This is a genomic window from Halpernia frigidisoli (assembly GCF_900113805.1).
Classification (GTDB): Bacteria; Bacteroidota; Bacteroidia; order Flavobacteriales; family Weeksellaceae; genus Halpernia; species Halpernia frigidisoli.
Window position 1 is genome coordinate 533,213 of the sequence record NZ_FOQT01000002.1, and the last position, 22,167, is coordinate 555,379.

The 22,167-nt window shown below is 32.2% G+C and carries 16 protein-coding genes, 1 tRNA gene and 1 pseudogene; 2 read left to right on the forward strand and 16 right to left on the reverse strand.

Annotated elements, in window-relative coordinates; genetic code table 11:
• Positions 1-4 precede the first annotated feature (4 nt).
• On the forward strand, positions 5-952 hold the full coding sequence (gene fmt, locus BM238_RS07590) for a methionyl-tRNA formyltransferase (RefSeq protein WP_090079589.1): 948 nt from the start codon (positions 5-7) through the stop codon (positions 950-952).
• Between the two features lie 57 nt (positions 953-1,009).
• Here fmt and recA read toward each other — a convergent pair whose 3' ends face one another.
• On the reverse strand, positions 1,010-2,017 hold the full coding sequence (gene recA / locus BM238_RS07595; RefSeq protein WP_090079590.1) for a recombinase RecA: 1,008 nt from the start codon (positions 2,015-2,017) through the stop codon (positions 1,010-1,012).
• A gap of 252 nt (positions 2,018-2,269) precedes the next feature.
• Here recA and BM238_RS07600 point away from each other — a divergent pair.
• Positions 2,270-2,341: transfer RNA gene (locus BM238_RS07600), tRNA-Gln, on the forward strand.
• Between the two features lie 333 nt (positions 2,342-2,674).
• Here the strand turns inward: BM238_RS07600 and BM238_RS07605 are convergent.
• The 15 genes and pseudogenes from BM238_RS07605 to BM238_RS07670 all read right to left on the reverse strand — a co-directional run bounded on the left by BM238_RS07605 (position 2,675) and on the right by BM238_RS07670 (position 22,124).
• Complete coding sequence (locus tag BM238_RS07605) at positions 2,675-5,428, reverse strand: class I SAM-dependent DNA methyltransferase (protein ID WP_090079591.1); 2,754 nt, start codon at positions 5,426-5,428, stop codon at positions 2,675-2,677.
• Positions 5,429-5,957: 529 nt separating this feature from the next.
• On the reverse strand, positions 5,958-7,241 hold the full coding sequence (locus tag BM238_RS07610; RefSeq protein ID WP_090079592.1) for a hypothetical protein: 1,284 nt from the start codon (positions 7,239-7,241) through the stop codon (positions 5,958-5,960).
• Positions 7,242-7,460: 219 nt separating this feature from the next.
• On the reverse strand, positions 7,461-7,739 hold the full coding sequence (locus BM238_RS07615; RefSeq protein WP_090079593.1) for a helix-turn-helix domain-containing protein: 279 nt from the start codon (positions 7,737-7,739) through the stop codon (positions 7,461-7,463).
• A gap of 77 nt (positions 7,740-7,816) precedes the next feature.
• The gene (locus tag BM238_RS07620) at positions 7,817-8,437 is read right to left on the reverse strand and encodes a hypothetical protein (RefSeq protein ID WP_143093366.1); all 621 of its coding nucleotides are present in this window, start codon (positions 8,435-8,437) and stop codon (positions 7,817-7,819) included.
• A gap of 247 nt (positions 8,438-8,684) precedes the next feature.
• On the reverse strand, positions 8,685-9,284 hold the full coding sequence (locus BM238_RS07625; RefSeq protein ID WP_090079595.1) for a hypothetical protein: 600 nt from the start codon (positions 9,282-9,284) through the stop codon (positions 8,685-8,687).
• Positions 9,285-9,313: 29 nt separating this feature from the next.
• The gene (locus tag BM238_RS07630; protein ID WP_090079596.1) at positions 9,314-9,628 is read right to left on the reverse strand and encodes a helix-turn-helix domain-containing protein; all 315 of its coding nucleotides are present in this window, start codon (positions 9,626-9,628) and stop codon (positions 9,314-9,316) included.
• On the reverse strand, positions 9,610-9,948 hold the full coding sequence (locus BM238_RS07635; protein WP_090079597.1) for a type II toxin-antitoxin system RelE/ParE family toxin: 339 nt from the start codon (positions 9,946-9,948) through the stop codon (positions 9,610-9,612). Before BM238_RS07635 ends, BM238_RS07630 begins: the two co-directional genes overlap by 19 nt.
• 39 nt (positions 9,949-9,987) lie before the next feature.
• Positions 9,988-11,322 carry a phage integrase SAM-like domain-containing protein gene (locus BM238_RS07640; protein ID WP_090079598.1) on the reverse strand — a complete coding sequence of 445 codons (1,335 nt, stop codon included), beginning with the start codon at positions 11,320-11,322 and terminating at the stop codon, positions 9,988-9,990.
• 397 nt (positions 11,323-11,719) lie between these two features.
• Positions 11,720-14,407, reverse strand: a complete 2,688-nt coding sequence (locus BM238_RS07645; protein WP_143093367.1) for a helix-turn-helix and ligand-binding sensor domain-containing protein — start codon at positions 14,405-14,407, stop codon at positions 11,720-11,722.
• A gap of 72 nt (positions 14,408-14,479) precedes the next feature.
• Positions 14,480-16,000 carry a T9SS type A sorting domain-containing protein gene (locus BM238_RS07650; protein WP_090079600.1) on the reverse strand — a complete coding sequence of 507 codons (1,521 nt, stop codon included), beginning with the start codon at positions 15,998-16,000 and terminating at the stop codon, positions 14,480-14,482.
• Positions 16,001-16,173: 173 nt separating this feature from the next.
• On the reverse strand, positions 16,174-17,724 hold the full coding sequence (locus BM238_RS07655) for a family 16 glycosylhydrolase (RefSeq protein WP_233741940.1): 1,551 nt from the start codon (positions 17,722-17,724) through the stop codon (positions 16,174-16,176).
• Entirely contained in the window at positions 17,725-17,883 is a 159-nt protein-coding gene (locus tag BM238_RS14405; RefSeq protein ID WP_177205441.1) for a hypothetical protein, read from the reverse strand.
• Entirely contained in the window at positions 17,876-18,823 is a 948-nt protein-coding gene (locus BM238_RS07660; protein ID WP_090079602.1) for a glycoside hydrolase family 17 protein, read from the reverse strand. Before BM238_RS07660 ends, BM238_RS14405 begins: the two co-directional genes overlap by 8 nt.
• An 8-nt stretch (positions 18,824-18,831) precedes the next feature.
• Positions 18,832-19,730 (reverse strand): annotated as a pseudogene (locus BM238_RS07665) (glycoside hydrolase family 17 protein).
• A gap of 15 nt (positions 19,731-19,745) precedes the next feature.
• Entirely contained in the window at positions 19,746-22,124 is a 2,379-nt protein-coding gene (locus BM238_RS07670) for an MFS transporter (RefSeq protein ID WP_221404929.1), read from the reverse strand.
• Positions 22,125-22,167 lie beyond the last annotated feature (43 nt).

Genomic DNA, 22,167 nt, shown 5'->3' on the forward strand with positions numbered 1-22,167 from the left:
ATAAATGAAAAAATTAAAAGTGGTGTTTTTCGGAACACCTGATTTTGCACGAACATCGCTTGAAGCAATACATAAATCCTCACACGAAATAGTTGGCGTGGTGACAGTCGCTGATAAACAGTCTGGTCGCGGCCAAAAAGTAAATAGTTCGCCAGTTAAAAAGTTTGCCGAAGAAAATAATCTTTCGCTTTTTCAACCCCTAAAATTAAAAGACGAAGATTTTTTAGCTGAAATGAAAAAATTAGAAGCTGATATTTTCGTAGTTGTTGCTTTTAGAATGATGCCGAAAATCTTATTTGAAATGCCAAAATTAGGAACATTTAATCTACACGCCTCACTTCTGCCCGATTACCGCGGTGCTGCTCCTATTAATTTTGCCATAATAAATGGTGAAACAAAAACCGGCGCAACCACTTTTTTTATCAACGAAAAAATTGACGAAGGCAATATTTTATTACAGGATGAATTAGACATTTCTTCTACGGAAAATGCTGGCGAACTTCACGACAGATTAATGGATTTAGGCGCAAAACTCATCGTAAAAACTTTAGACGGTTTAGCTGAAAATAATATTCAAGAAAAACCTCAGCCTGAAGTTGAAGATCCAAAAAACGCCTTTAAAATTTTCAAAGATGATATGAAAATTGATTGGGATCAACCAGCGGAAAAAGTTTATAATTTCATCCGCGGACTTTCGCCTTATCCTTCTGCTTTCACGACAATCAAAATTAATAATGAAGAAAAAACTTTAAAAATATTTGCAGGAACTTTTGAAGAAAACGAGGAAAATTCGCCATCTGGAAAGTTAGAGATTTCTAAAAAAGAGTTTAACATTTTTACTAAAAATGGAATTTATAAACCTACGGAAGTTCAATTAGAAGGTAAAAAAAGAATGTCTGTAAAAGATTTTCTTAATGGTTTCAGGAATTTTGAGAATATTGAAATAATATAAAATTTAGCACAAAAAAAGTCGACTTATAAAATAAGTCGGCTTTAATTTAAAAGAAAATTACTTTTTATTTTCTTTGATCTTGTCTTTAATTTTACCTTCAAGTTCGTCTGCCAATTCCGGATTGTCTTTTATAACTTCCTTTACGGCATCTCTTCCTTGTCCCAATTTTGTTCCTTCATAACTAAACCAAGAACCACTTTTTTTGATGATTTCTAAATCTACACCTTGATCTAAAATCTCACCAACTTTAGAAATTCCTTCGCCGTACATGATATCAAATTCTGCAATTTTAAATGGCGGCGCCACTTTATTTTTTACAATTTTCACCTTCACGCGACTTCCAACGGCTTCATCACCATTTTTAATTGGCGCACTTGCTTTTCTAATATCAATTCTTACAGAAGCATAAAATTTCAAGGCGTTTCCACCGGTCGTTGTTTCAGGATTACCGAACATTACACCAATTTTTTCTCTTAATTGGTTAATGAAAATCACAGTACATTTTGTTTTACTAATTGTTCCGGTTAATTTTCTTAAAGCTTGAGACATCAATCTTGCATGAAGACCCATTTTAGAATCCCCCATTTCGCCTTCAATCTCTGCTTTCGGCGTCAATGCTGCAACTGAATCAATTACCACGATATCGACTGCACCAGAGCGAATTAAATTATCAGCAATTTCCAAAGCCTGCTCACCATTATCTGGTTGAGAAATAATTAATTCGTCTAATTTTATTCCTAATTTTTTAGCATAACCTCTATCAAAAGCGTGTTCTGCATCGATAAAAGCTGCAGTTCCTCCTTGTTTTTGAGATTCTGCGATTGCATGTAAAGTTAAGGTCGTTTTTCCCGAAGATTCTGGACCATAAATTTCAATTACACGACCTCTTGGATATCCGCCAACTCCTAAAGCCAGATCGATACCTAAAGAACCTGATGGAATTACTTCGATATCTTCTATCGTTGCGCCATCATCTAAAGTCATTACCGTTCCTTTCCCGTACGTTTTATCTAATTTTTCGAGCACCAAACTCAGTGCTTTTTTCTTATCTTCTGCTGTAGCCATTTATAATATTTAGAACGTAAAAATACGGAATAAAACTCGAATTTCACTTACAATTAAAAATGAAAGTTGCTACAAATTATAGCATAAAAAAACTTTTTCAGAATTAAGTCTAAATAGTGAAAGATCTGTTTTTGGTTTTAATTGCATTTCAGAAATCCAGTTTTTAACCAAAAAAAATATATTTAAAAAAAATCAAATAAAAATTGCTTGGTATAAAAATTATTTTTAGATTTGCACCACCAAAATAAAGACAGACCCATGGTGTAATTGGTAACACACCGGTTTTTGGTACCGACATTCGGGGTTCGAGTCCCTGTGGGTCTACTTATTTACTATTAACGCGCTGATTTTCAGCGCGTTTTTTTTTATTTTAGTCAGCATTTAGTCAGCAAGTTGGAAATTTAATACTTTTAGCCGTTTTTTAATAGTCTTACTGATAGTCGGATTTTAGAACTATTACGATAAACTAAACGACTTCTTAACTTTTCCTTTATGTTATTTCTAAAAGTAAATTTCCTCTATTACTTCTTACGCAAAAGGAGTTCTTTCGCCATCTAAGATTTTAATATTATATAAGGCGAGAAACGTTTTTATACCTTCACATTATATATCAATTTAGAAATCACAAATTTTAAAAATCTGTGGCAAAAACTTCAATTACTTCTCAACCGTTTTTTTAATCTTTCTAGGTTTCTCTTTTGTGAAAAGATCTGCGGTGTATTTTTCATAAAGTTCAAACAAAAATTCCATTCGTTTGGCTTCTGATAAAAATGGCTGTGAGCGGTAAGCCAGATCTACCGCCTTGTCTAATTCATTGTGCGCCTTTGTAAGACTTGGTGGCATTGTTAAAGGATTATAAAGATCTGCCAAAGAACTATTGGGAAAATTTAAACGAACATCTAAAACCTGCTGTGCCTTTTCTTCAATTGATTTTATTTGTTTTTCTGTGGGATTTTCAGGCCATGGAAAATTATTATAAACAATGCTCGCTGAATATTGAAAATCACTTTTCATTCTTCCACAAGTTGTTCTCATCCAAGCCATATGCATTTCAGAAGTCATTACACCAAATAAATATAAATTAGCATTAGGAATCATTAACGTACTTCCACTTGCAATAGTTGTTGGCTCCAAAATTCCTATTGGAATGTACTTTCTATTTTCTGAAGATATTTTTGGAATAATTATATATCTGGAAGAGGGCTGCCTTATTTCTCCAAATAACATTGGTTTCTCAGCAAGTTTATTCGTTGCGGCTCTTCCACTATCTAATCTAAATTGTCTAGTCTTCTCGATTCTTTCAAGAATAAATTTTGAATTCTTTAAAATATTTGGTTCAACATTTAGCAACCATAAACACCAACGTTTTTTGTTATTAATAAATTCATCACCTCCAGTATATTTTTTAATAGTTTGTAAAATATAAGGCTCATTTTGTAATGCTTCCTCTTTATCTTCATCTGTCAATATCAAATGACCTTCATCAATTGGCATATTCCCATAGTTCATTTCAGGTACATCACATAAAGGAGATTTCCGATTTTCAACAGTAATATCTTTTCCTACAACTAAAAAAGGATTAATATTTTTAACCCGAAATTCATGCGGTTCGCCTTTAATATCCTCATACTCAAAAATGTTTTTTTGTACAGTATCAAAGTTGGCGAATCCTACAATAACACAATGAACTGCTGCATTACCTTTTGCTTCATTGCTCCAACTAAATGTTCTATGCGCAAAATGAATTTTAATATTATATTTATTGAAAAGAAGTTTCCATAGTAATCCAACTTGTTCACCCTGATTAATTGAATTTGTTGAAACAAATGCTACTTTAATTTTTGTTTTTTGTATATATTTTGCCGCTGTAATATACCATGCACAAACATAATCTAAAACCCCCGTTCCCTTCGAACCTGCGAAAATTTGTCGCATATCATTTTTTTGTTCTATCGTCTGTTCTTTCTTTCCAATAAAAGGTGGATTTCCAATAATAAAAGATAATTCATCTTTGGGGCAAACTTCTTCCCAATCAACTTCCAATGCATTTCCATTAATAATTTTTGCAGATTTTTTTAAAGGCAAACGCGCAAAGTATTGTCCAAATTCTGCACTTACGAGCATATTCATTTGGTGGTCAATCAGCCACATCGCAACCTCAGCAATTCTTGCGGGAAATTCTTCGTATTCTATACCGTAAAATTGATCGACGTCAATCCACAAAATTTGGCTTACATCAAGAAAGGCTTGTCCAGACTTATTCTGCGCCTTTAAAACCTCAAACTCTAATAATCGTAATTCTCTGTAAGTAATTATCAAAAAGTTCCCACAACCACACGCTGGATCAAGAAATTTCAGTGTACTTAATTTCTTATGAAATTCTGGTAGTTTATTTCTGTTTCCCTTTATATTTTCAAACTCCGCCCATAGTTCATCAAGAAAAAGAGGTTTAATTAATTTTAAAATATTAGTTTCACTTGTATAATGTGCGCCCAAGTTTCTACGCTCTTTCGGGTTCATCACACTTTGAAACATGGAGCCAAAAATCGCGGGAGAAATTTTACTCCAATCAATACGCGAACAATCTAAAAGAGCCTGTCGCATTTTACTGTCAAAACTTGCAGTTGGTAGAATTTCTGCAAAAAGGTTCCCATTGATGTAAGGGAAGTTCGCTAATTGCTCATCAAGATTTTTAAAACGATTTTCTGGGGAAGTATTTAGAACTTGGAAGAGTTCTTGTAGTTTTCCGGCGAGATCACTTCCATCTTGTGAAGTACGCTGCACAACAAATGCCTGAAACTGTTCTTTCTCAAAAATCGTGGTGTCTTCGGCAAACATACAAAAGAGAATACGGACCAAATAGACTTCCAATGCATGGCCAGAATAACCTATTTCCTCCAATCTATCGTGAAGTTTACCCATTAATTCCGCAGCCTTAATATTGGCGGGATCTTGTTCTTTGTAAATTTTCTTTTGGTAGCCTAATAAATAGCCGAAATGTTGAACGTTATCGACAAGTTCTTTAAGAGTAAATTCAATGATTTTATCTTCTTCAAGGTCGTATAATCTGAAATATTCAAAATCACAAATCAAAATGTACTTTGGGAGTTCAAATTCTTTCAGACCAAAAGTATATTCTTTGGCTTGTTCAAATGCCTTATCGAGATTTTTACCCCGACTTTTCATTTCTATTAAAATGTTGCCTTTCCAGAGTAAATCAATATAGCCGTCTTTTTGGTTCAATTTTTTTACACGATGCTCAAAGGTAGAAACGCGTTTACTTGAAATGCCAAAAACATTGAAAAATTCTACTAAAAAGGGTTTTGCATCCGCTTCTTCTCGTTCGGTATCTTGCCATTCTTTTGAAAATTTTAATGCTCTATCCTTAATTTCGTTCCAACTTAAAGCCATTTTTATCGTGTGTATTTTTGGTAACAGAGGTACTTTTCTAAAAAAATTATACTCTTAGTATTATTTTAATTGTAAATATATAACAATACCTCAAAATAAAAACGCACCCCAACTTTAGATTTCTGAGACCCACCCCTCAAAATTTCAAATGGAATTTTTTCAAATTCAAAGTCGATTTTGTACAGAGCAAGAATTAAAACTTGTCTACCGGAATAATGATTTAAGAATTCCATTCCAACGAATCGTCAAGCAAAAAATGATATTAACAAAGAAGTACCCTGTGAATTGCAGGGTAAACAAAGATTTAGTTTTGAATAACTTTATCAAATGGATCTGTACTAAAAGGCTTTGCTCTTAGATTTATTTCTACAAAACTACAATTGTCTTCTAAAGTATATTTCGTGGTTAGATTATTTATGGTGATGATTTGTTCACGGATAAAGAAGTTAAATAATTCAGCCGTAGCAACGTCTAAAAGTTCCTATATTTCTTCAATTGATAATTCTTTTTTGTCTTTCATACTTGTAAATTAATTGTAGGTAAATTGAAATTGTTTTTGGCTTGGATGATAGTGATGCCGATCAAATCGTTTTCGATTATTCTGGGGATTTGTTTTTGTATTTCTGATATTATGACCTATGTGATAAATCTGTTTTTCCAACGAAAGTCCTCTTGTTTTATCCGTAAGAAATTTTAAACACAGTTTTCCAAATGTTTCTGGATCATTCTCTTTATAGCATTTTAAACCTGTCGAGCATAAATATTTACTGCTCTTTTTCTGCATTGAAATATCCAAGCCGGTTACTTTACAAAGTCTACTATTTACCTCATCTTTTTCCCTAAAAGGTGCATATTCCAAGTTTATCCTATTTGATAGGGATTTCTCATTAGGTAACTTTCCTTTATGAATGGCAGTTTTCTCTGTGGAATTTGCACCTTTTTGTAATGCTGTAATTTTATCTATAATTTTACATTTGATTAGGTGGTGCAAATCGTTTTTTAGGGCTAAATTTTCGTAATATTTTAGTTTAGTTTTAGAGAATTTATTACGGTATTTCTGCTCCAAAATATCGCTCCAAAATTTGGGCGTATTTTCTTTATTTGTAAGTTCTAAATTTATAATCAAAACATTTTCCCACTCATTATTCAAAGATTGAAATAAGGCATTATAAACTTCAATATTTAGAAGGTCTGCAATTGTATTAATACCTAACTTTTTAATGTTTTTACTTTGTTTGGTTCGCACTTCAAAACGAAAAGTATTTATGTCAATTCCGTAATGAGGAAAATTTGCAAACTGTAAACCTTTGGCGTAAGCCTTTATTTCTTTGTAATTTGTAGAGAATGAAATTTTAAAATATTGGTGCGCTGGATTCGGTATTATAAAAGAAGTTTTCTTTGTGTACAAAATACCGTTCACTATTAATTCAATTAACAGACCTGTGATAAGGTTTAATGCATATTCTAAATTTACTACCTTAAAATCTATCAATTCACTTTCTTCAATACCAATTTTTAAAAACGTTTCTCTAATTGTCTTAATGCACTCCAAGGGCGCGAAATCATTTCCATTATGCAAGTCGTTATTAAAAAGATAATGTGGACTAAAACAAATCTCCAAGTTATAAAATCCCGCTAATTTTCCCTTGTAAATGATCTTGCGAAACTCCAAACGAAAACGGCCTGAACCGTTACTAAAACAAACATAATTATTATTTTGTGGTCTGTGCGGTTTTAGATAATTTTCCGCATAAGAAAACAACCTATTTATGTAGGTTTGATTTTCCGTTTTTGCCTTTAAAAAATCTATCATTTTGATTATAAAATATTATCTTTGTTTTTACAATAGCGTAAGCAATTGTAAGGTTTGAACGCCAAAAGGGAATACATTTATTTGCATTCCCTTTTTTTTAGTTTAGATTAATAATTTTGATATAGAGTTTTGCATGCAATTCCTTTGAAATTGGATTGCAGTAACGAAGCGCCTTTTCTAACGCGATTATTTTTTCTACGATTAACATATTATAAAATATTAATCGTTAATAATCATTGCATTTTCTATATCTGACATGCGATAGAAAACACGTGAACCCCATTTGTAAGACTTTAATAATCCTCTACGCCGATATTCATGAATAGTCGGCTTTGAGATATTAAACCGCTCACATACTTCCTGTGCAGAAATGTATTTGTTGGGTTGGTTCTCGTTGAAAGTTTTGGTAAGTTCCGAAAGTAGTTCGGTTTTTAGTTTCTCGACAATTTCGGAAATAAGAGCATTTGGTGTTGTACCTATAAATTGAATGTTTTCCATTTGTACTATTTTTAATTAATAGTGCAAAGGAATTAATGGGAATTTGATGGGAACGTTCTATTTTCCCATTTCTTACTTTATTGAAAAATCTTAGTTAAATCAATATTGAATCTATTAATACTCTTATTTGCTAATTGTAGATTTTTAGAGTTTTTATAAGGGCTATTTTTATCAGTATCTTTTTTATTATGTGGTAACATCACACCTAAATTTTTTGCAATAGTTCCCGAAGTTATGCCAGTAAATGAAGACAATATTTCTGCGGTTTGTTTTTCATTAAATCCATCATTCTGCAAAGATTTAATATATTTTATAACGCCTAGTTTTTCTAAAATTATCATTCGCTCTAATGGTTTATTATCTGAAAAATCATTTTCGGGTGTTTCGCTATTTTCAGATTTAATATTGGATTTTAAAGATTCTGAATGTTTTATTTTTTCAATTTCAATGAACCTTATTATTTCTAATACTTTATTTACTGAATTATTTGTTTTATCGTATAAATCTAACTCCTCACTTTCAATTGTAGTATTACTAATTTTTGTCTTACCAACATCTAAAATATTTTGTGCTAATATGTTGTATAAATCACTCTGATTAATTAAAAAATCTAAATAATTAAGTTTTTCTTGATCTGCGAAATCTTTCATATAAAATTTTTCAAAATCACTTAGGCTTGTGTAAAGAGGTAGTTCCATTTTTTATGCTTAATCGTTTTTAAAAAAGTAGTACATCCACTACTATATTCTAATAAAAATAAAATCGGGATTTAGTTTAAGGCAGAAACTATTTTACGAAAAATCTGCATTGAGTTAAGGGTTAAATTCTAATTAGAAGTAACTCTAAATTCATAATTCTAACTAAAACTGTTAGTAAACTCATTTGCAGATATTCTAAATAGACAATAAGTTCCGCTATAATTGTATTTACTTCGATAAACTCATACTAATCAATTTTTTTCATCATGAGTTCTTTCAAAACATTCTTAACAAAGAGTTCATAAGTTAAATTGTCATTTGGTCTAAAATTTTCCTTTAATTCTTTTTCATTTATACCAGACATGTATTTAATTGTTTGTAAAATTTGTTCATATGTGAAAGTGTTGATGGCTTTAGTAATTGACACTTCTTTCATTAATTGTTTCAGAACACCAACTTGATATGAATGATTTAACTCTTGATTAGCCCTTTTTACGGTATATTCTACCTGTTCTACCGTCAATTGATCACTTTCAAGATATGGGGCTAACTTAATAATCTCATCTCCAAATAATTTTAATCTTTTAACCTCTATATTCACAGCATTATAGTCTGCACCACTTTTAAGTAAATTGGTAGCAATTGTTTCTAAATTTTCAAAATATCGATCTGCAAAATTTTTAAGTTTGTCTGCACTCTGTTTTTTGTATTGATCAGCCTTTATTCTGTTATAAGTACTCTCATAAAGATATTGATTACTTCTATCAATTTCGACAACTATCTTATTTGATTGTGCATTTGCGAATACTCCTACAAATACCACTACGATAAGTAAATATTTTTTCATATTTTTTAGTTTATTTTAAAAATTTTATTTTACGCTATCTGCAAACTCAAACCCAATGCATTAATAATCTGCACAAAATTAGAAATCTGCATATCGGTTTTGCCCTGTTCTATTTTGGCTATGTATTCCCGCTCTTTTCCTACTTTTTGCGCCAAATCCTTTTGGGTTAATTTCTGCTCTTTACGGCTTTCTTTTATCAATTCCCCGTAATAGTAAGATAATGCCTTTGCGCTAAATTCTGCACGTTCGGGTGTTCCTATTTTTCCGTGTTCCTTATTTAAATAGTCGTTTGCGCTGTGGGTTTCCTTTTTTAGTTTTTCTAAATTTAGTTTTGGTCGTTCCATTGTTCTAATATTTTAATTGCCTTTTTTATTTGTTTATCGTAATCCTTTGTAGATTTTTTAAGAAATGCATTTATAAATAAAATTTCTTTTGCCTGTGTTATATTCTCAGTATCTATACAAAAACATAAAATCCTGTATTCATTATTTACCTGTATTCTAATTTCGTACAGATAGGTATTAACCAGTTTCTTTGCTATTTTGGTATTTATTACCGATTGATTTATAAGGACGTCTAAAATGTAATCTATTTTTATTTTTACGTTCGGGTCTGCACCGTTTATAAATTCTAAAACCTCATCGGTAAAATCTACTTTTCTCATATCAAATATAATGCAAATGTAACAAATTAGTTACAAATATTAATTAACGTTTTTTAATTCTTTGTTTTCCTGTTCCGTTTTTTCGGTTTCCAGTTTATCCCAATAATCAAACATTTGCGAGGTTAATTCGTCACTGTCTTTACCGATATATTTTAGAAATTCTGTTTCGGTCTTATGTTTGGTAACACTCATTATTATTGGTGTTGCTATTTTACCGTAATACATTGTTGCAAAAGTTCTGCGACATAAATGCGAAGAAACTAATTTGTGAAGTGGATACATCCCAAAAATATATTTTTTCTGCTCCTTGTCATAAATACGCCCTTTGTCTAATCTATCAATTCCCGCCCGTTCGGTAATCTGTTTTAGATATTTGTTAAAAATGGTTTTATTACTTTCTAAACTTTGAGAATAAACGGGTGGGAAATTTCCTTTATATTTTTCTAAAATCTTTTTTACTTCCTTACCAATTGGTATTTTTACCCGTGCCTTTACTTTTGCCTGTGTTAAGTTTATAAATTCCCGCTCGTTTTGGTCTTTGGTAATCATTTCTTTTTTCATACTAAATAAATCTCCCGCACGCTGACCCGTATAGCATCCTATTATCAACCAGTCACGTGTAATTTCCCATTTTACATTTAAAAAAATTAGTTTTTGGATTGTTTCAAGTTCTTCGGGCGTAAAAATAACGGTTGGGGTTTCTACGGTAAAACCTTTTATTTGGTCAATGTTTGAGTTGGTTTGAATATCTATTTTATAAGCATCTTTAATGATGGTTTTAGAATACTTTAAATATTTTCCTACGGTATTTTCGTTGAGATTATCTACTATTCGTAAATAGGTTACAAATTCGTTTCCCATCGATTCCCCGTAATCCGAAACACGAACGTTTTTATTTAACGTCTGCAAAAAAGATTTAAGTTTAGAAATAATGGTAATCTGTTTTTGTTTGGTTCGGTATGCTATGGGTGAACCTTTGTATTTTCTGAATGGTAAAATATAGGTTTCGTAATAATCTAAATAGTTAGGAAGAAAATCTAATTTTTCAATTTTTCGCCCACCATTATAAAATGCTTCTAATATTTCACTTAACCAATCCCCGTTTATTATTTCGGTTTCATTTCTTTGATTATAGGCATTCAAAACAAAACTTTCTATTGCCGATAATTTTTGTTTTAAATTTTCTAAATCTTTAATAGTTTCAGCCGTGCCCGATTTTATATTTTTCGGTGCGCCCTTTTTTGCTTCCCACTTATCGGGATTTATTGTTTCCCTTGTTTTGCGTTTAATGGTTTGGAATTTGGAAACTGATAACCTTGCGTAAATAGGTGCGTTTCCATTCTTGGATTGCAAGATAAATTTTAATGTAGCCATAATGTAAGATTTGAACAAATCAAAGATACACATTAAAATTAATCTAGTCAGCATTTAGTCAGCCGATTTGTATTTTAATCTTAATTAACCTTACCTCATCTTACTACAAAATATTTATAATTGATTCTAAATAACCATTAATAGAGGGTTTATGAAAAATAAAGAGAAATTAGTAATTTGTTATAATTTAAGGTAAATAAGGTGTTGCATTCCCTGTGGGTCTACAATTTATTTATAAACGCGCTGATTTTCAGTGCGTTTTTTGATTTTTTAAATTTAACCAAATAAATTTAATCATATTTTATAATCTTAATAAGATTTTTAACCATTGGATCTGAGTAATTTTTCTAACCTTAATTGAAATTGCAAAATTTTACAGTAAAAAATGTTTTACATCTTAAAAATTATTCAAAAAAACATACAAGTCATCGTCGGGTCCTAAATCTAATTTTTTATGAAGTCTGGAACGCTTCACATACAAACTTGAAGGCAAAACTCCCAATATTTCAGAAATCTCCTGAGTATTTAGACCTGTTTTAAGATAAGCACATAAACGCAAATCATAAATTGAAAGCACGGGATGTGCGTTCTGTAATTGTTTAAAGAAATTTTGATGTAACTCATCCATCTGTATCTCAAAAGTATGATCTTCTGCTTTTAACGAGGATTCTAAAAGACGTTTGATTTCTTTTTGGCGAATTCCATTTTGTGACGGATTACTTTGAGCGTCTTCCAGTTTTTCTTTTATGATCACAAGCATTCGCGTTTTATCATCATCTTCTTTTGCCTTTATCGCAAGCTCTATGGTTTTATCTTTTACCTGCTGCTGAAGCTGAAATTTTTCTTTTTCCAGTTGAATTTGTTCGTTAAAAGCCTTTTCCTGTTGAAATTTTTCAGATTGTTTTTCTAATTTTTTTTGCTGTCTTGCCAGCAAAACTTTCTTCTGATTGGCAAGCAATCGTTCTTCCCTCTTTCTGTAAAGGATAAATGCTAAAATGGCTAATAGCAAGTAAAATAGGTAAGCATACCAACTCCTATAAAATGGCGCGGCGATAATAAAACTAATTTTCACAACGTCATTAATATGGTTTTTAATTTTTGCTCTTACATAAAAGTCGTATTTTCCTTCTTTTAAGTTTAAAAAAACAAACTGGTCATTTGCCGTCCAAAAACTCCACTTTTTATCGCCACCAAATCTATACTGAAAAACCGCATTTTCAGTTTGCGGTACTATAAAATTGAGACGTACATTATTAAAGTCATAATCGATTTTTGTATCTAAAGAAATGCTCTTCCGCTCAGAATTATTAAAAATTTCCAAACTCCGGAAAAGTGTTGGATTAAAATATTCATCAGTCTTTTTCGCATAAACTTTTTCTAATGCAAAACCGTTGTCAATACAGTGAAAAAGATAGTCTTTCGAAATAGAAACCGGAATTTTAAAGGGATTAAGAAGTTGATTTTCATTATTTAAATTCTGCTGTATATAACTTGAATTAAATTTATTTGTTTTATCATCAAAGACGTAATCTTTTAAGTTTGTCTGAACATGAATCTTATTGTTTTTTTGGTAAAGATTAAAATTATTTCCCTCAAAGTCTTCTGTGACAAAAGTTTTGATGTTTGATGTATTTAGATGATCATCAAGATCAGTTTTTATAATGCCGTAATTTGGAACATTTACCCAAAGCTTGTTATCATTTTGAAGAACGATCTGATTACAGGATCCACCAATTCCATTTAATTTTTTTTGAAATTGCCAAATATTATTAATTTTTTTAAAAACTGATATTCCATTATAATTTCCTGTCAAAAGATAATTATCCTTTAAAAAATTCATTGTCCAGACACCGTGGTGCGCATCTATTTTTTCAAATTTTTCACCGCTTATTTGAAACAAACCCTGGTCGTGGCCTATCAGTAAATCTCCTTTAATATTTTGCAAACTCCAAACCTGTCCCTCAGAACCAGGAATTAACTTGAATTGATTTAAAGGTTGAGAGTCATCCAAATTTTTCCAATCAGAAATATAAAGTCCTTGGTTTGTTCCAAGATAGAATTTATTTTGCCAGATTACAGCGCTAGTTGCCGAGCCAAAATTCCCCGTATTATCAAAAAAGTAAGACAGATTATTTTGTAAATTAATTTTACTTAAACCAAAATCCATCGCACACCACAAACTTCCTACATTATCACATTCTAAATTTAAAATTGTATTATTTGCTAAGCCTTTCTTTTTATCAATATGATGCAGAATATCATCTTGAAGATCTGTAATATAAAGACCATTTATAATAGTTCCAAAGGTCAAAAGTGAATTATTTATTTTTTTAAAGCTAAAGATTTTTTCAATTTTAAGTTTGTCTGATAAAGAGTTGTGAACCTCTGTCAATTTATTATTTGCGAAAGTAAAAAGCCCATCACTTCTGGTTACTACAATTAATTTATTTTCTATTGTACTAACGCCTACTATCTGCAGATTTTTATTTTCCGGATAGGCGAACAGTAATCTTAATTTGTCATTATCAAGTAGAAATAACCCCTTATTTTCATCCGCAAAGTAGATCTTACCTGCATCTTCAAAACTGGCGTAAAACTTAGAAGGAGCTTTGATCAAAGATAATTTACTGTTTTTTTGAATGTAAATATTTTCATGAGAAGCGAAAATTATTTGATCTGAACTTTTATAAACACCCCAAAATTCTTCATATTCATTAGCAGATTTATTCTTTTTAGAATAAAGAGAACGGTAGTTAAATCTATTAAATTTATCTTTTTTCCAAATTCCAAAGTCAACATCTGAGCCTGTATAAATAGTTGAATCGTTTTCCACTAAAAGTGAACGCGTGAAACCTTTACTTCCTTTAAAAAGCTGCCATTTTTTACCGTCGAATTCTAAAAGTCCCAAATCTGCAGCAAAGTAGAGAATGCCATTTTTTGCAGAATTAATATCCCAGATTTTACCCGCATTTTTGTATTGCGCAGGCACAAAATTTTCTATTAATGGAACACCTTTCACTTCAATACTTTGAGCATGAACGAATGTGCTTAAGAAAATAATAGATAATAGGATTAATTTTTTCACGTCTAAAGATAATTAAATAAATAAAGCTGCCTGAAAAAATCAGACAGCTTTATTATTTAGAAAATTGTTAATTTATTTTACGATCAGTTTTGAACGTTTTACAGAACCATCTTCCTGTATTGCTTCTACGATATAAATACCTTTTGCCATTCCCTGAGTACTAATTTGTGAAGAAGAGGAAGTTTTTACAACCTGTCCATTCATACTGTAAACCTTTACAGATTTAACTTTACCTGTAATATTAAAGTTTGAATTAGCAGCTACAGGATTTGGATATACCTGTAAATTGTTTTTTGCGGAAACTTCTCCCGTTGCCAAAGGCGATCCTTTGTAAACATAAAAGTTGTCATACCATAATTTCCCCAAATTACTGGAAATTACTGCTTGCGCGATATCATCTCTTGTTACAGAACCAGCAACAAGACCTCCAACTGCAGTGATTGGAATATCGATAGATATCCATGAACCTAATTTAGTAATACCAGGATTTGTTCCGTCATTAATATTTACCTGTAATGAGGAAGATTCTCCCGCGCCACCTGCAAAATTTACTAATTTAAGATTGAATACACGTCCAACTAAACTCACATCTTCTGTATAAAAATCGATGTGAAGGTGATCAAATGCGGATAAATTCTTGTGGTTACCTGCCCCGGAAAAGTCTATACCCTGACAAGCGTTACCTGTCCATCTTCTAATATTGTCACCTGCAACCTGAATATTTTCAATTGAGTTTGCTCCACAATATCCTGCATCCTGACTATTTACAACAATTGGCGTATAAGCATCGCTGAAAAGTGAAACTACATCTGCCGCATTTCTTGCTGGCGGTGTTGGAGCTGGTGTAGCAGGACCTGATAAAATGTAATTTACAGTGTACGTTTTCATTGTTGATCCATCTACAGCGGTAACATTTACAGTTGCAGTTCCCGGCAAAGCAGTTGCTTGAACGATAGCAGCAGACGCCGCAACATTACTTTTTGTGACAGATGTAATTTGTGGAATTGTTGTAGTGCCAGTTGGCAAACTGTACGTATAAGTAGTTGTATCTGGACTAAAACCAATAATTGAAGTTCCATTTACTTTTAAGTCAGTTAAAGTTGCATCTGTAGTTGGATCTGCTACAAAAACTTTTAAAGAAACATTATCAATTCTTACAATCCCTGTTTGAGCTCCCATATCAAAAATTATTCTACTGTTAGTATCAGTAACTGTAGGTGTAAAGTTCATCGTATAAGTAGTTTGGGTAGCTGTAATATTTTGAGTTGTAGTTACAGAAGTATAAGGATCATGATTTAATCCTAATCCAACAATAAAAGCTCTGGGCGCTGTTGACCATGAATCAAATGTAAGCGTGTATTTTGTGCCTCCCGTTAATGGAAGAACATAGCTTAAATTTGAATCGTAGGCATTTCCAGCAGCTGCAACATTAGCTTCATTATAACTGTTGCCGCCAACAGTTACTACATTTAATGCATTACCAGACCATCCGGTACCTCCTGCATTAAAGTTTCCGTTCGTTACGAGTTCCTGCGCAGAGCCAATGGCAAAAGCAAAAACTGCGATTAAAAGAGATAGAAATTTTGTTTTCATTTTTAAAATTTAAGTTAATATTATTTATTTATTTTGATTTTTGAATTGATTATGATTTTTAAAAAATTGGTTCTCAAATATAACAACTTGCCCCAATTAAATTATTGTAATACAGCAAAATACGAACTTGTATATATAATGTATAGATAGTGGATTGTTTCGGTTTTAAACTTTCATTCTTTAATTACCTTGAGCGTTTCTGTTTTATTTAAATTTTTAACTGTGAGATAATAAAGACCTGCTGGATATGATGCTAAGTCAACTGTGAAACTCCTACCTGCTTTCTTATTTAAAATTACTTTACCACTTTGATCAGCTAGTGTAATATCATTTTCTGCAGATTCTAAATCTATGTGAAGTACGTTCTTTACAGGATTTGGATAAATTTTAGCACCTTTGTAAAATAATTCAGACGTTCCAAGGACGCAATTACTACCTACTACATACTGATAATACTTTGTAACAGAAAGTCCCCCTGCGAAAGCGAATTTTACTGCGTAGCTAATGGTAGAGTATAAAGTCTGATTCGAGACTGTTTGTGTAAAAGTATTATTTCCTAAAGCATTCATGGGCGTTTCCTGAAACGGATTTTCCCTAAAAAGATAAGCAACCACACCACTTTTGTCAGTATCCAGTAATTTAAATGTAAATTTCACATCATTCCCTATTGTTTGAAACTGATAATTATAGCCGATGCTAAATGATCCCTGACTCGCAACAGCACTCGTTCCTGCGCAATCTGTACTTGTGCTGTTTGTTGTTTTTGCACTAATACTTAGTGGACTGTTTGCAGCACTATTTCCAGCACTATCCGATGCTGAAACTACAAAATTATAGGTTGTATTTGGTGCAAGATTATTTATAATTACAGATTTATCTACTCCAGATGCGCCAGTTATGTTATTTTCAATTCCATTATAGGAAATTTTATAATTTAAAGTACCTAAATTATCTGTTGCATTTAACAAAAGCTCTATTGAATTATTTGATATATTACCCGTTTTAGCAGTGAAAAGAGTTGGAGATTCAGTGTCGGGCGCTGTATTTTGATAAACCCGCACATAGTCGATCTGCATTGCAGTTTCCAAAAAATTTGCCGGAACTGCACCTGCTACTCCACCCATTGCTATATTTAAAAGTAAATACTGTTCTTTATCAAAAGGCCAGGTAGAGGCATTTTTTACAGAAGGATTATACGTATAATAAGCAACGCCATCCAGTAAAAAAGTGATCTGATTGGGTGACCAGTTCAAAGAATAAATATGATAATTTGATTGTATATCACTATCGGCAATTGTACTTCCGTGGTTTACAGAACTTCCTGAAGAAGATGGTGTATGCAAAGTACTTTGGATGTAGTTTGCTGGTTTTCCACTGAAAATACCGTATTCCATCATATCAATTTCTCCACACGCGGGCCAATTTGATGTACCAAAATCTGCATTGTAATAACCTCCGGGTTCGTTGACATTTTTTCCGAGCAGCCAAAGTGCTGGCCATGATCCTTTATCAACAGGTACTTTTGCACGGATATCGACTCTGCCATATTTAAAAGAAAATTTAGAATTTAATCTTGCAGACGTATAATCTTTTGTTACACCTTGATCTGTATAAGTTTTCTTTTTAGCAACTAAATTAAGAACGCCCGAAACTACATTACTGTTTTCCTGTAGATTTGTATAATGCTGTAATTCACCATTATACCAACCAGTAGATGTAGGAATTTAAGTTTGGTGAAACCTTTTACCGTTATCAACAGCACCGTTTACATTAAATTCGTCCGAGAAAACCAGGTCTTGATAAACAACATCTACTTGTGCTTTCCCAAAAATAGAAATGCATATACTGACAAAAAATAATCTAAAAAATAAAGGCTTAAACATAATTTAATTTTAAAATAGTATTATCATTGACCGCCTGCTTTGGCGATCGGTTTTCATAAAATAAACCCCAGTGTTTTTCAGGTTCTAGAGGATCTTCTGAACCTTTCCAGAGTTCATCGAAAGCTTCGAAATAATAGCATAAAATGCTTTCGGTATTGCACCAATTCATTAAAGCAAGAAAATAATCCTGTTGTGCAATTTCGTTGGCATTATGTGCGGGAAATCCTTTCCCATTGGCATTTGTTGCCCACCCTGCTTCTGTAATCACAATCTGTTTGTGAGGATATTTATTTTTTACCTCCCAATAATTTTGTTTCGTGAAATCTAATGCTTCTTCAATATCTTTGTGCTCCCAAAGTGGATAAGAATGTATTGAAATAAAATCTACAGTTTCTGCTAAAGTTTGCAATTCATTGATCCAAGGCAAATAATTTTCACAAAAAGTTACCGGTTGCTTTGCATTTTTTTGAACCATTTTTGTATAATTAACAACACTTTCCTGCGAAACCAAATGATCTGTCCAACTTACGCATGCTTCGTTTCCTACGGATAAAAATGAAATAATCGTTGGATACAAATTGGATAAATCTATTAATTTTTCAATTTTAACTTCATTACTTTGTTTGTTTTTATCTAAATTTTCATCAGACAAAAAAGGCATTTCCCACGGACAGTTTTCATTATTTTTTTCTGCTTCGATATACGCTCCAAGCATTATTTTAAAATTAAAATTTTCTTTGCTAATGACTTCCAAGACGGTTTCCGCATGCACATCTACATCGTAAATCTTTAAATATTTAAAATAGGGTCCAAGTAAATTCAAATCTTCTTTAATTTCCTCATAAGAGGGATATTTCCCGCCCGGTTTTTGACCCGCACGAAAACCAGAATAGCAAATTGCGTTTCCAGGTAAAAGTTGATATTTATCAAAAATTGTCATGACTGATTTTAAAATTTTAATTTTTCATTTTTATCCCAAATTCCCCAATAAGCACCGACTTCTCCTTCTACGCCAACCTTCCAGGATTCATCAAAAGAAGAGAAATAAAACATCGGTATTTCCTCATCCAAAGACCAAAGTTGAGAATTGATAAAATATTGCAAGGCATTATCATGAGATGGATTTGCACCTTTTAAACCTTCGCCTTTGCTTGGCCATCCCGTTTCTGAAATGATGAATTTTTACCATTTCCAGCATCTTTTGCCTGATGGTACATTTGCTTCATATATTTTAATGAATTTTCAAACGAAGCACCTTCCCAATAAGGATAACAATTGCACAAAATAACATCACAAACCTCTGTAATTCTCGGTCTTGCTGAAAACTCATAATACGCATCAACATAACCTACAGGAATGTTTTTTGGGATATTTTGTTTTACTTTATCAATGAAATCTAATAATTCATCTTCGCTTAAATCATTTCTGTACATCACTTCATTTCCAACCGCTGCGATATCTACAAAACCTTCATTTGACAATTTTATTAATGCTTCAATTTCTAATTTATTTAATTCCGGATCATTCCCAAGCCACGCTCCTACAAGGGTTTTCATCCCAAATTCTTTTGCAATTTTTGGTATAAATTCATTGCCTTCAATACAGGAAAATGATCGAACCCAATTGGTATGAGGTTTTAAAATCTCCATTCTTCGCCTTACTTGTTGCTCAGAAATAATGTCACCAGGTTTTTGTCCGTCTTCATACAAACTAAAACAAAAGCCATAAACGCCATTTTGAAGTATTTCTGTGAACAAATTTTTAATTTCTACCTCAGATTTTCCTTCTAAATAATCTTCTTGATTTACTTCAGGAAATGATAAATATTTTTCTATTCTATATGACATCTTCTGGTAAATTTTTTATTGATATTTAAAATTCTCATCATTATCCCACAATCCCCAGAAACTTCCAGCCGACCCTTCAAAATTGGTTTTCCAGGACTCATCAAAGGAAGAAAAATAATGCATTTCCGCATTTTCTTTTTGCGCCCAATTTTGAATTTTAATAAAATATTTCATCACATTTTCTGCGGAAGGTTCTGCGTTTCCAACCTTATTTCCTTTACTTGGCCAACCGGTTTCCGTAATAATTACCTTTTTTCCGTTTGCAATATTTTTAGTTTTTTGATACATTTCCTGAAGTGAAAATCCAGCATTATCAATTCCTACACCTTCCCAAAACGGATAACAGTTAGCAAGAATTATATCACATGCAGCGGTTAAATTTGGCCTGTTTATAAATTGATAATACACATCAACACAGGCAACAGGAATTCCATTTGCGATACTTTTAATTTTTTGGATGTAAATAATTACCGTTTCTTCACTCAATTCATTTCTGAAAAGCACCTCATTTCCAACGGCAGCGATATCGACCAAATTTGCATTGATTAATTTTGATAAAGATTGTAGTTCTAATTCATTTTCTTCTGGTTTACCATTTATCCAGGCGCCAACCAAGGTTTTTAAACCCATTTCTTTGGCAATTTTCGGAATATTTTCGTGACCATTTAGACAAGAAAAAACACGAATCCATTTTGTATGAGGTTTTAAAACTTCTAATTTTCTTCTAATTTGATCTTCTGTAATTTGATCGCCAGGTTTTTGTAAACCGTCGTAAGCGCTAAAACAAATTCCATGCATTCCGGAATTAAATACTTTTTGAAATTCTGTTTTTAAATCCTGCGCAGAAATTGCTTTAAAATCAATTGTAGAAGTTGACATAAAAGGATATTGCGCTTTTAATTCTGCTTCATTTAAAAATGTAAAATTTATTCCCGCTCCCAAAAGCGTTTCAGAAAATCCGGATGGATTAATTAGTTCTGCTTTTCTTTCTTTTATTTGTGCGCTGATTCCAACGGCTTTTTCTTCTGTTAAATCATAATTTCGCATTATCCACATCGCGCCGAGAGTTCCCGCAATTGGTAATCCTGAGAAAAATAATCTTAAACCATGAACTGATTCCGGGGAATTTACCGCATCTGGAACAAAACCTACAACGGTCATAATTACGCCAGTTAACAATCCTGCAATGGCGAAACCAAATTTTACCATCCACCAATAAATGGCGCCAAAAATCCCTTCTCTTCTTTTGCCAGTTTCCAATTCGTCCAAATCACAAACATCGGCTGTCATAGACATCATGATGGTAAATAAACTTCCAATTCCAAAAGAGAAAAACGGCAATGCAAATAAAAACAGGTAAGGTTTCCCGGGGACCAATAAAAAATAAAGTAAAATATAACCAAATACGGAAATTCCTTGCGAAAGCATAAATGCATCTTTTTTACCCATTTTTTTGGACATCCAGGCTACAATCGGTATCACAATAAAAGTTGTTGCCAAAGCACCGACACAACCAAATAATGTTGGCCAAAGTCCGGCGTCTGTTGCATTACCTTTAAATAAATAATAAACGATGATGAAAAAAGTAAAACCTGCAACAGTGTTAAAAGCATTAAAAATTAAAAAAGTAGAAAAGCAAAGTTTTCTAAAAGACGGATAACTAAAAGCATCTTTAAAACCTGTAAATATTTCAGACAAACTTTTTCCTGCACCCTTTAAAGATAATGGCGAATACGAAGTTTCGTCAACGGTCGATTTACTTTTAATAAAAAATGCAGGAACCATGGCTAAAAGTGCGCACGAAATTCCAACCCAAATTGCTAAAGTTCTGGTCGCCACATCACCGGATGGAAACCATTTTGGATCATACATTATTACCCAAAACCAAGGCGCAATTACCCACGCCCATTGACCGATCCATTGCGCGATCGCCATAATATTGGTTCTTTCATTATAATCTTCGCTCATTTCATAACCCATCGCTACATAAGGAACACTGAAAATGGAAAGTCCCAAATAAAACACGAAAGACCACAAAAGAAAATAGACAAAATTATAATTAACGCCGTCTGCTTTCGTCATTTGCCACATTAAGGAAAAAGAAATTCCCATAATGATGGCGCCAATAAAAACATATTGTCTTCTTCTACCCCAAACTGATCTTGTATTATCCGTAATAAAACCCATAATTGGATCGACAAAGGCATCAAAAATTCTCGGGAAAAAGAACAAAGTTCCCCACATCCAGGTTGGGAAACCTAAATTTTGAACCAAAACAACCATAAAAATCCCCAAGGCAGCGGGGAACATTTGGTTGGCGAGCATACCAAAACCAAAGGCAATTTTTTGTCCCATTGCTACTTTTCCTTGCGTAAGAGAGGCGTTTTGATCCATATAATTTTTTTAATGATTGTAGTTTTATTGCTTTTTAAATCTT

Bases quoted from the DNA above. Each gene is read 5' to 3' on its own strand.
- fmt (WP_090079589.1), top strand. From the start codon at position 5: ATGAAAAAATTAAAAGTGGTGTTTTTCGGAACACCTGATTTTGCACGA.
- recA (WP_090079590.1), bottom strand. From the start codon at position 2,017: ATGGCTACAGCAGAAGATAAGAAAAAAGCACTGAGTTTGGTGCTCGAA.
- BM238_RS07605 (WP_090079591.1), bottom strand. From the start codon at position 5,428: ATGGCTTTAAGTTGGAACGAAATTAAGGATAGAGCATTAAAATTTTCA.
- BM238_RS07610 (WP_090079592.1), bottom strand. From the start codon at position 7,241: ATGATAGATTTTTTAAAGGCAAAAACGGAAAATCAAACCTACATAAAT.
- BM238_RS07615 (WP_090079593.1), bottom strand. From the start codon at position 7,739: ATGGAAAACATTCAATTTATAGGTACAACACCAAATGCTCTTATTTCC.
- BM238_RS07620 (WP_143093366.1), bottom strand. From the start codon at position 8,437: ATGGAACTACCTCTTTACACAAGCCTAAGTGATTTTGAAAAATTTTAT.
- BM238_RS07625 (WP_090079595.1), bottom strand. From the start codon at position 9,284: ATGAAAAAATATTTACTTATCGTAGTGGTATTTGTAGGAGTATTCGCA.
- BM238_RS07630 (WP_090079596.1), bottom strand. From the start codon at position 9,628: ATGGAACGACCAAAACTAAATTTAGAAAAACTAAAAAAGGAAACCCAC.
- BM238_RS07635 (WP_090079597.1), bottom strand. From the start codon at position 9,948: ATGAGAAAAGTAGATTTTACCGATGAGGTTTTAGAATTTATAAACGGT.
- BM238_RS07640 (WP_090079598.1), bottom strand. From the start codon at position 11,322: ATGGCTACATTAAAATTTATCTTGCAATCCAAGAATGGAAACGCACCT.
- BM238_RS07650 (WP_090079600.1), bottom strand. From the start codon at position 16,000: ATGAAAACAAAATTTCTATCTCTTTTAATCGCAGTTTTTGCTTTTGCC.
- BM238_RS14405 (WP_177205441.1), bottom strand. From the start codon at position 17,883: ATGTTTAAGCCTTTATTTTTTAGATTATTTTTTGTCAGTATATGCATT.
- BM238_RS07660 (WP_090079602.1), bottom strand. From the start codon at position 18,823: ATGACAATTTTTGATAAATATCAACTTTTACCTGGAAACGCAATTTGC.
- BM238_RS07670 (WP_221404929.1), bottom strand. From the start codon at position 22,124: ATGGATCAAAACGCCTCTCTTACGCAAGGAAAAGTAGCAATGGGACAA.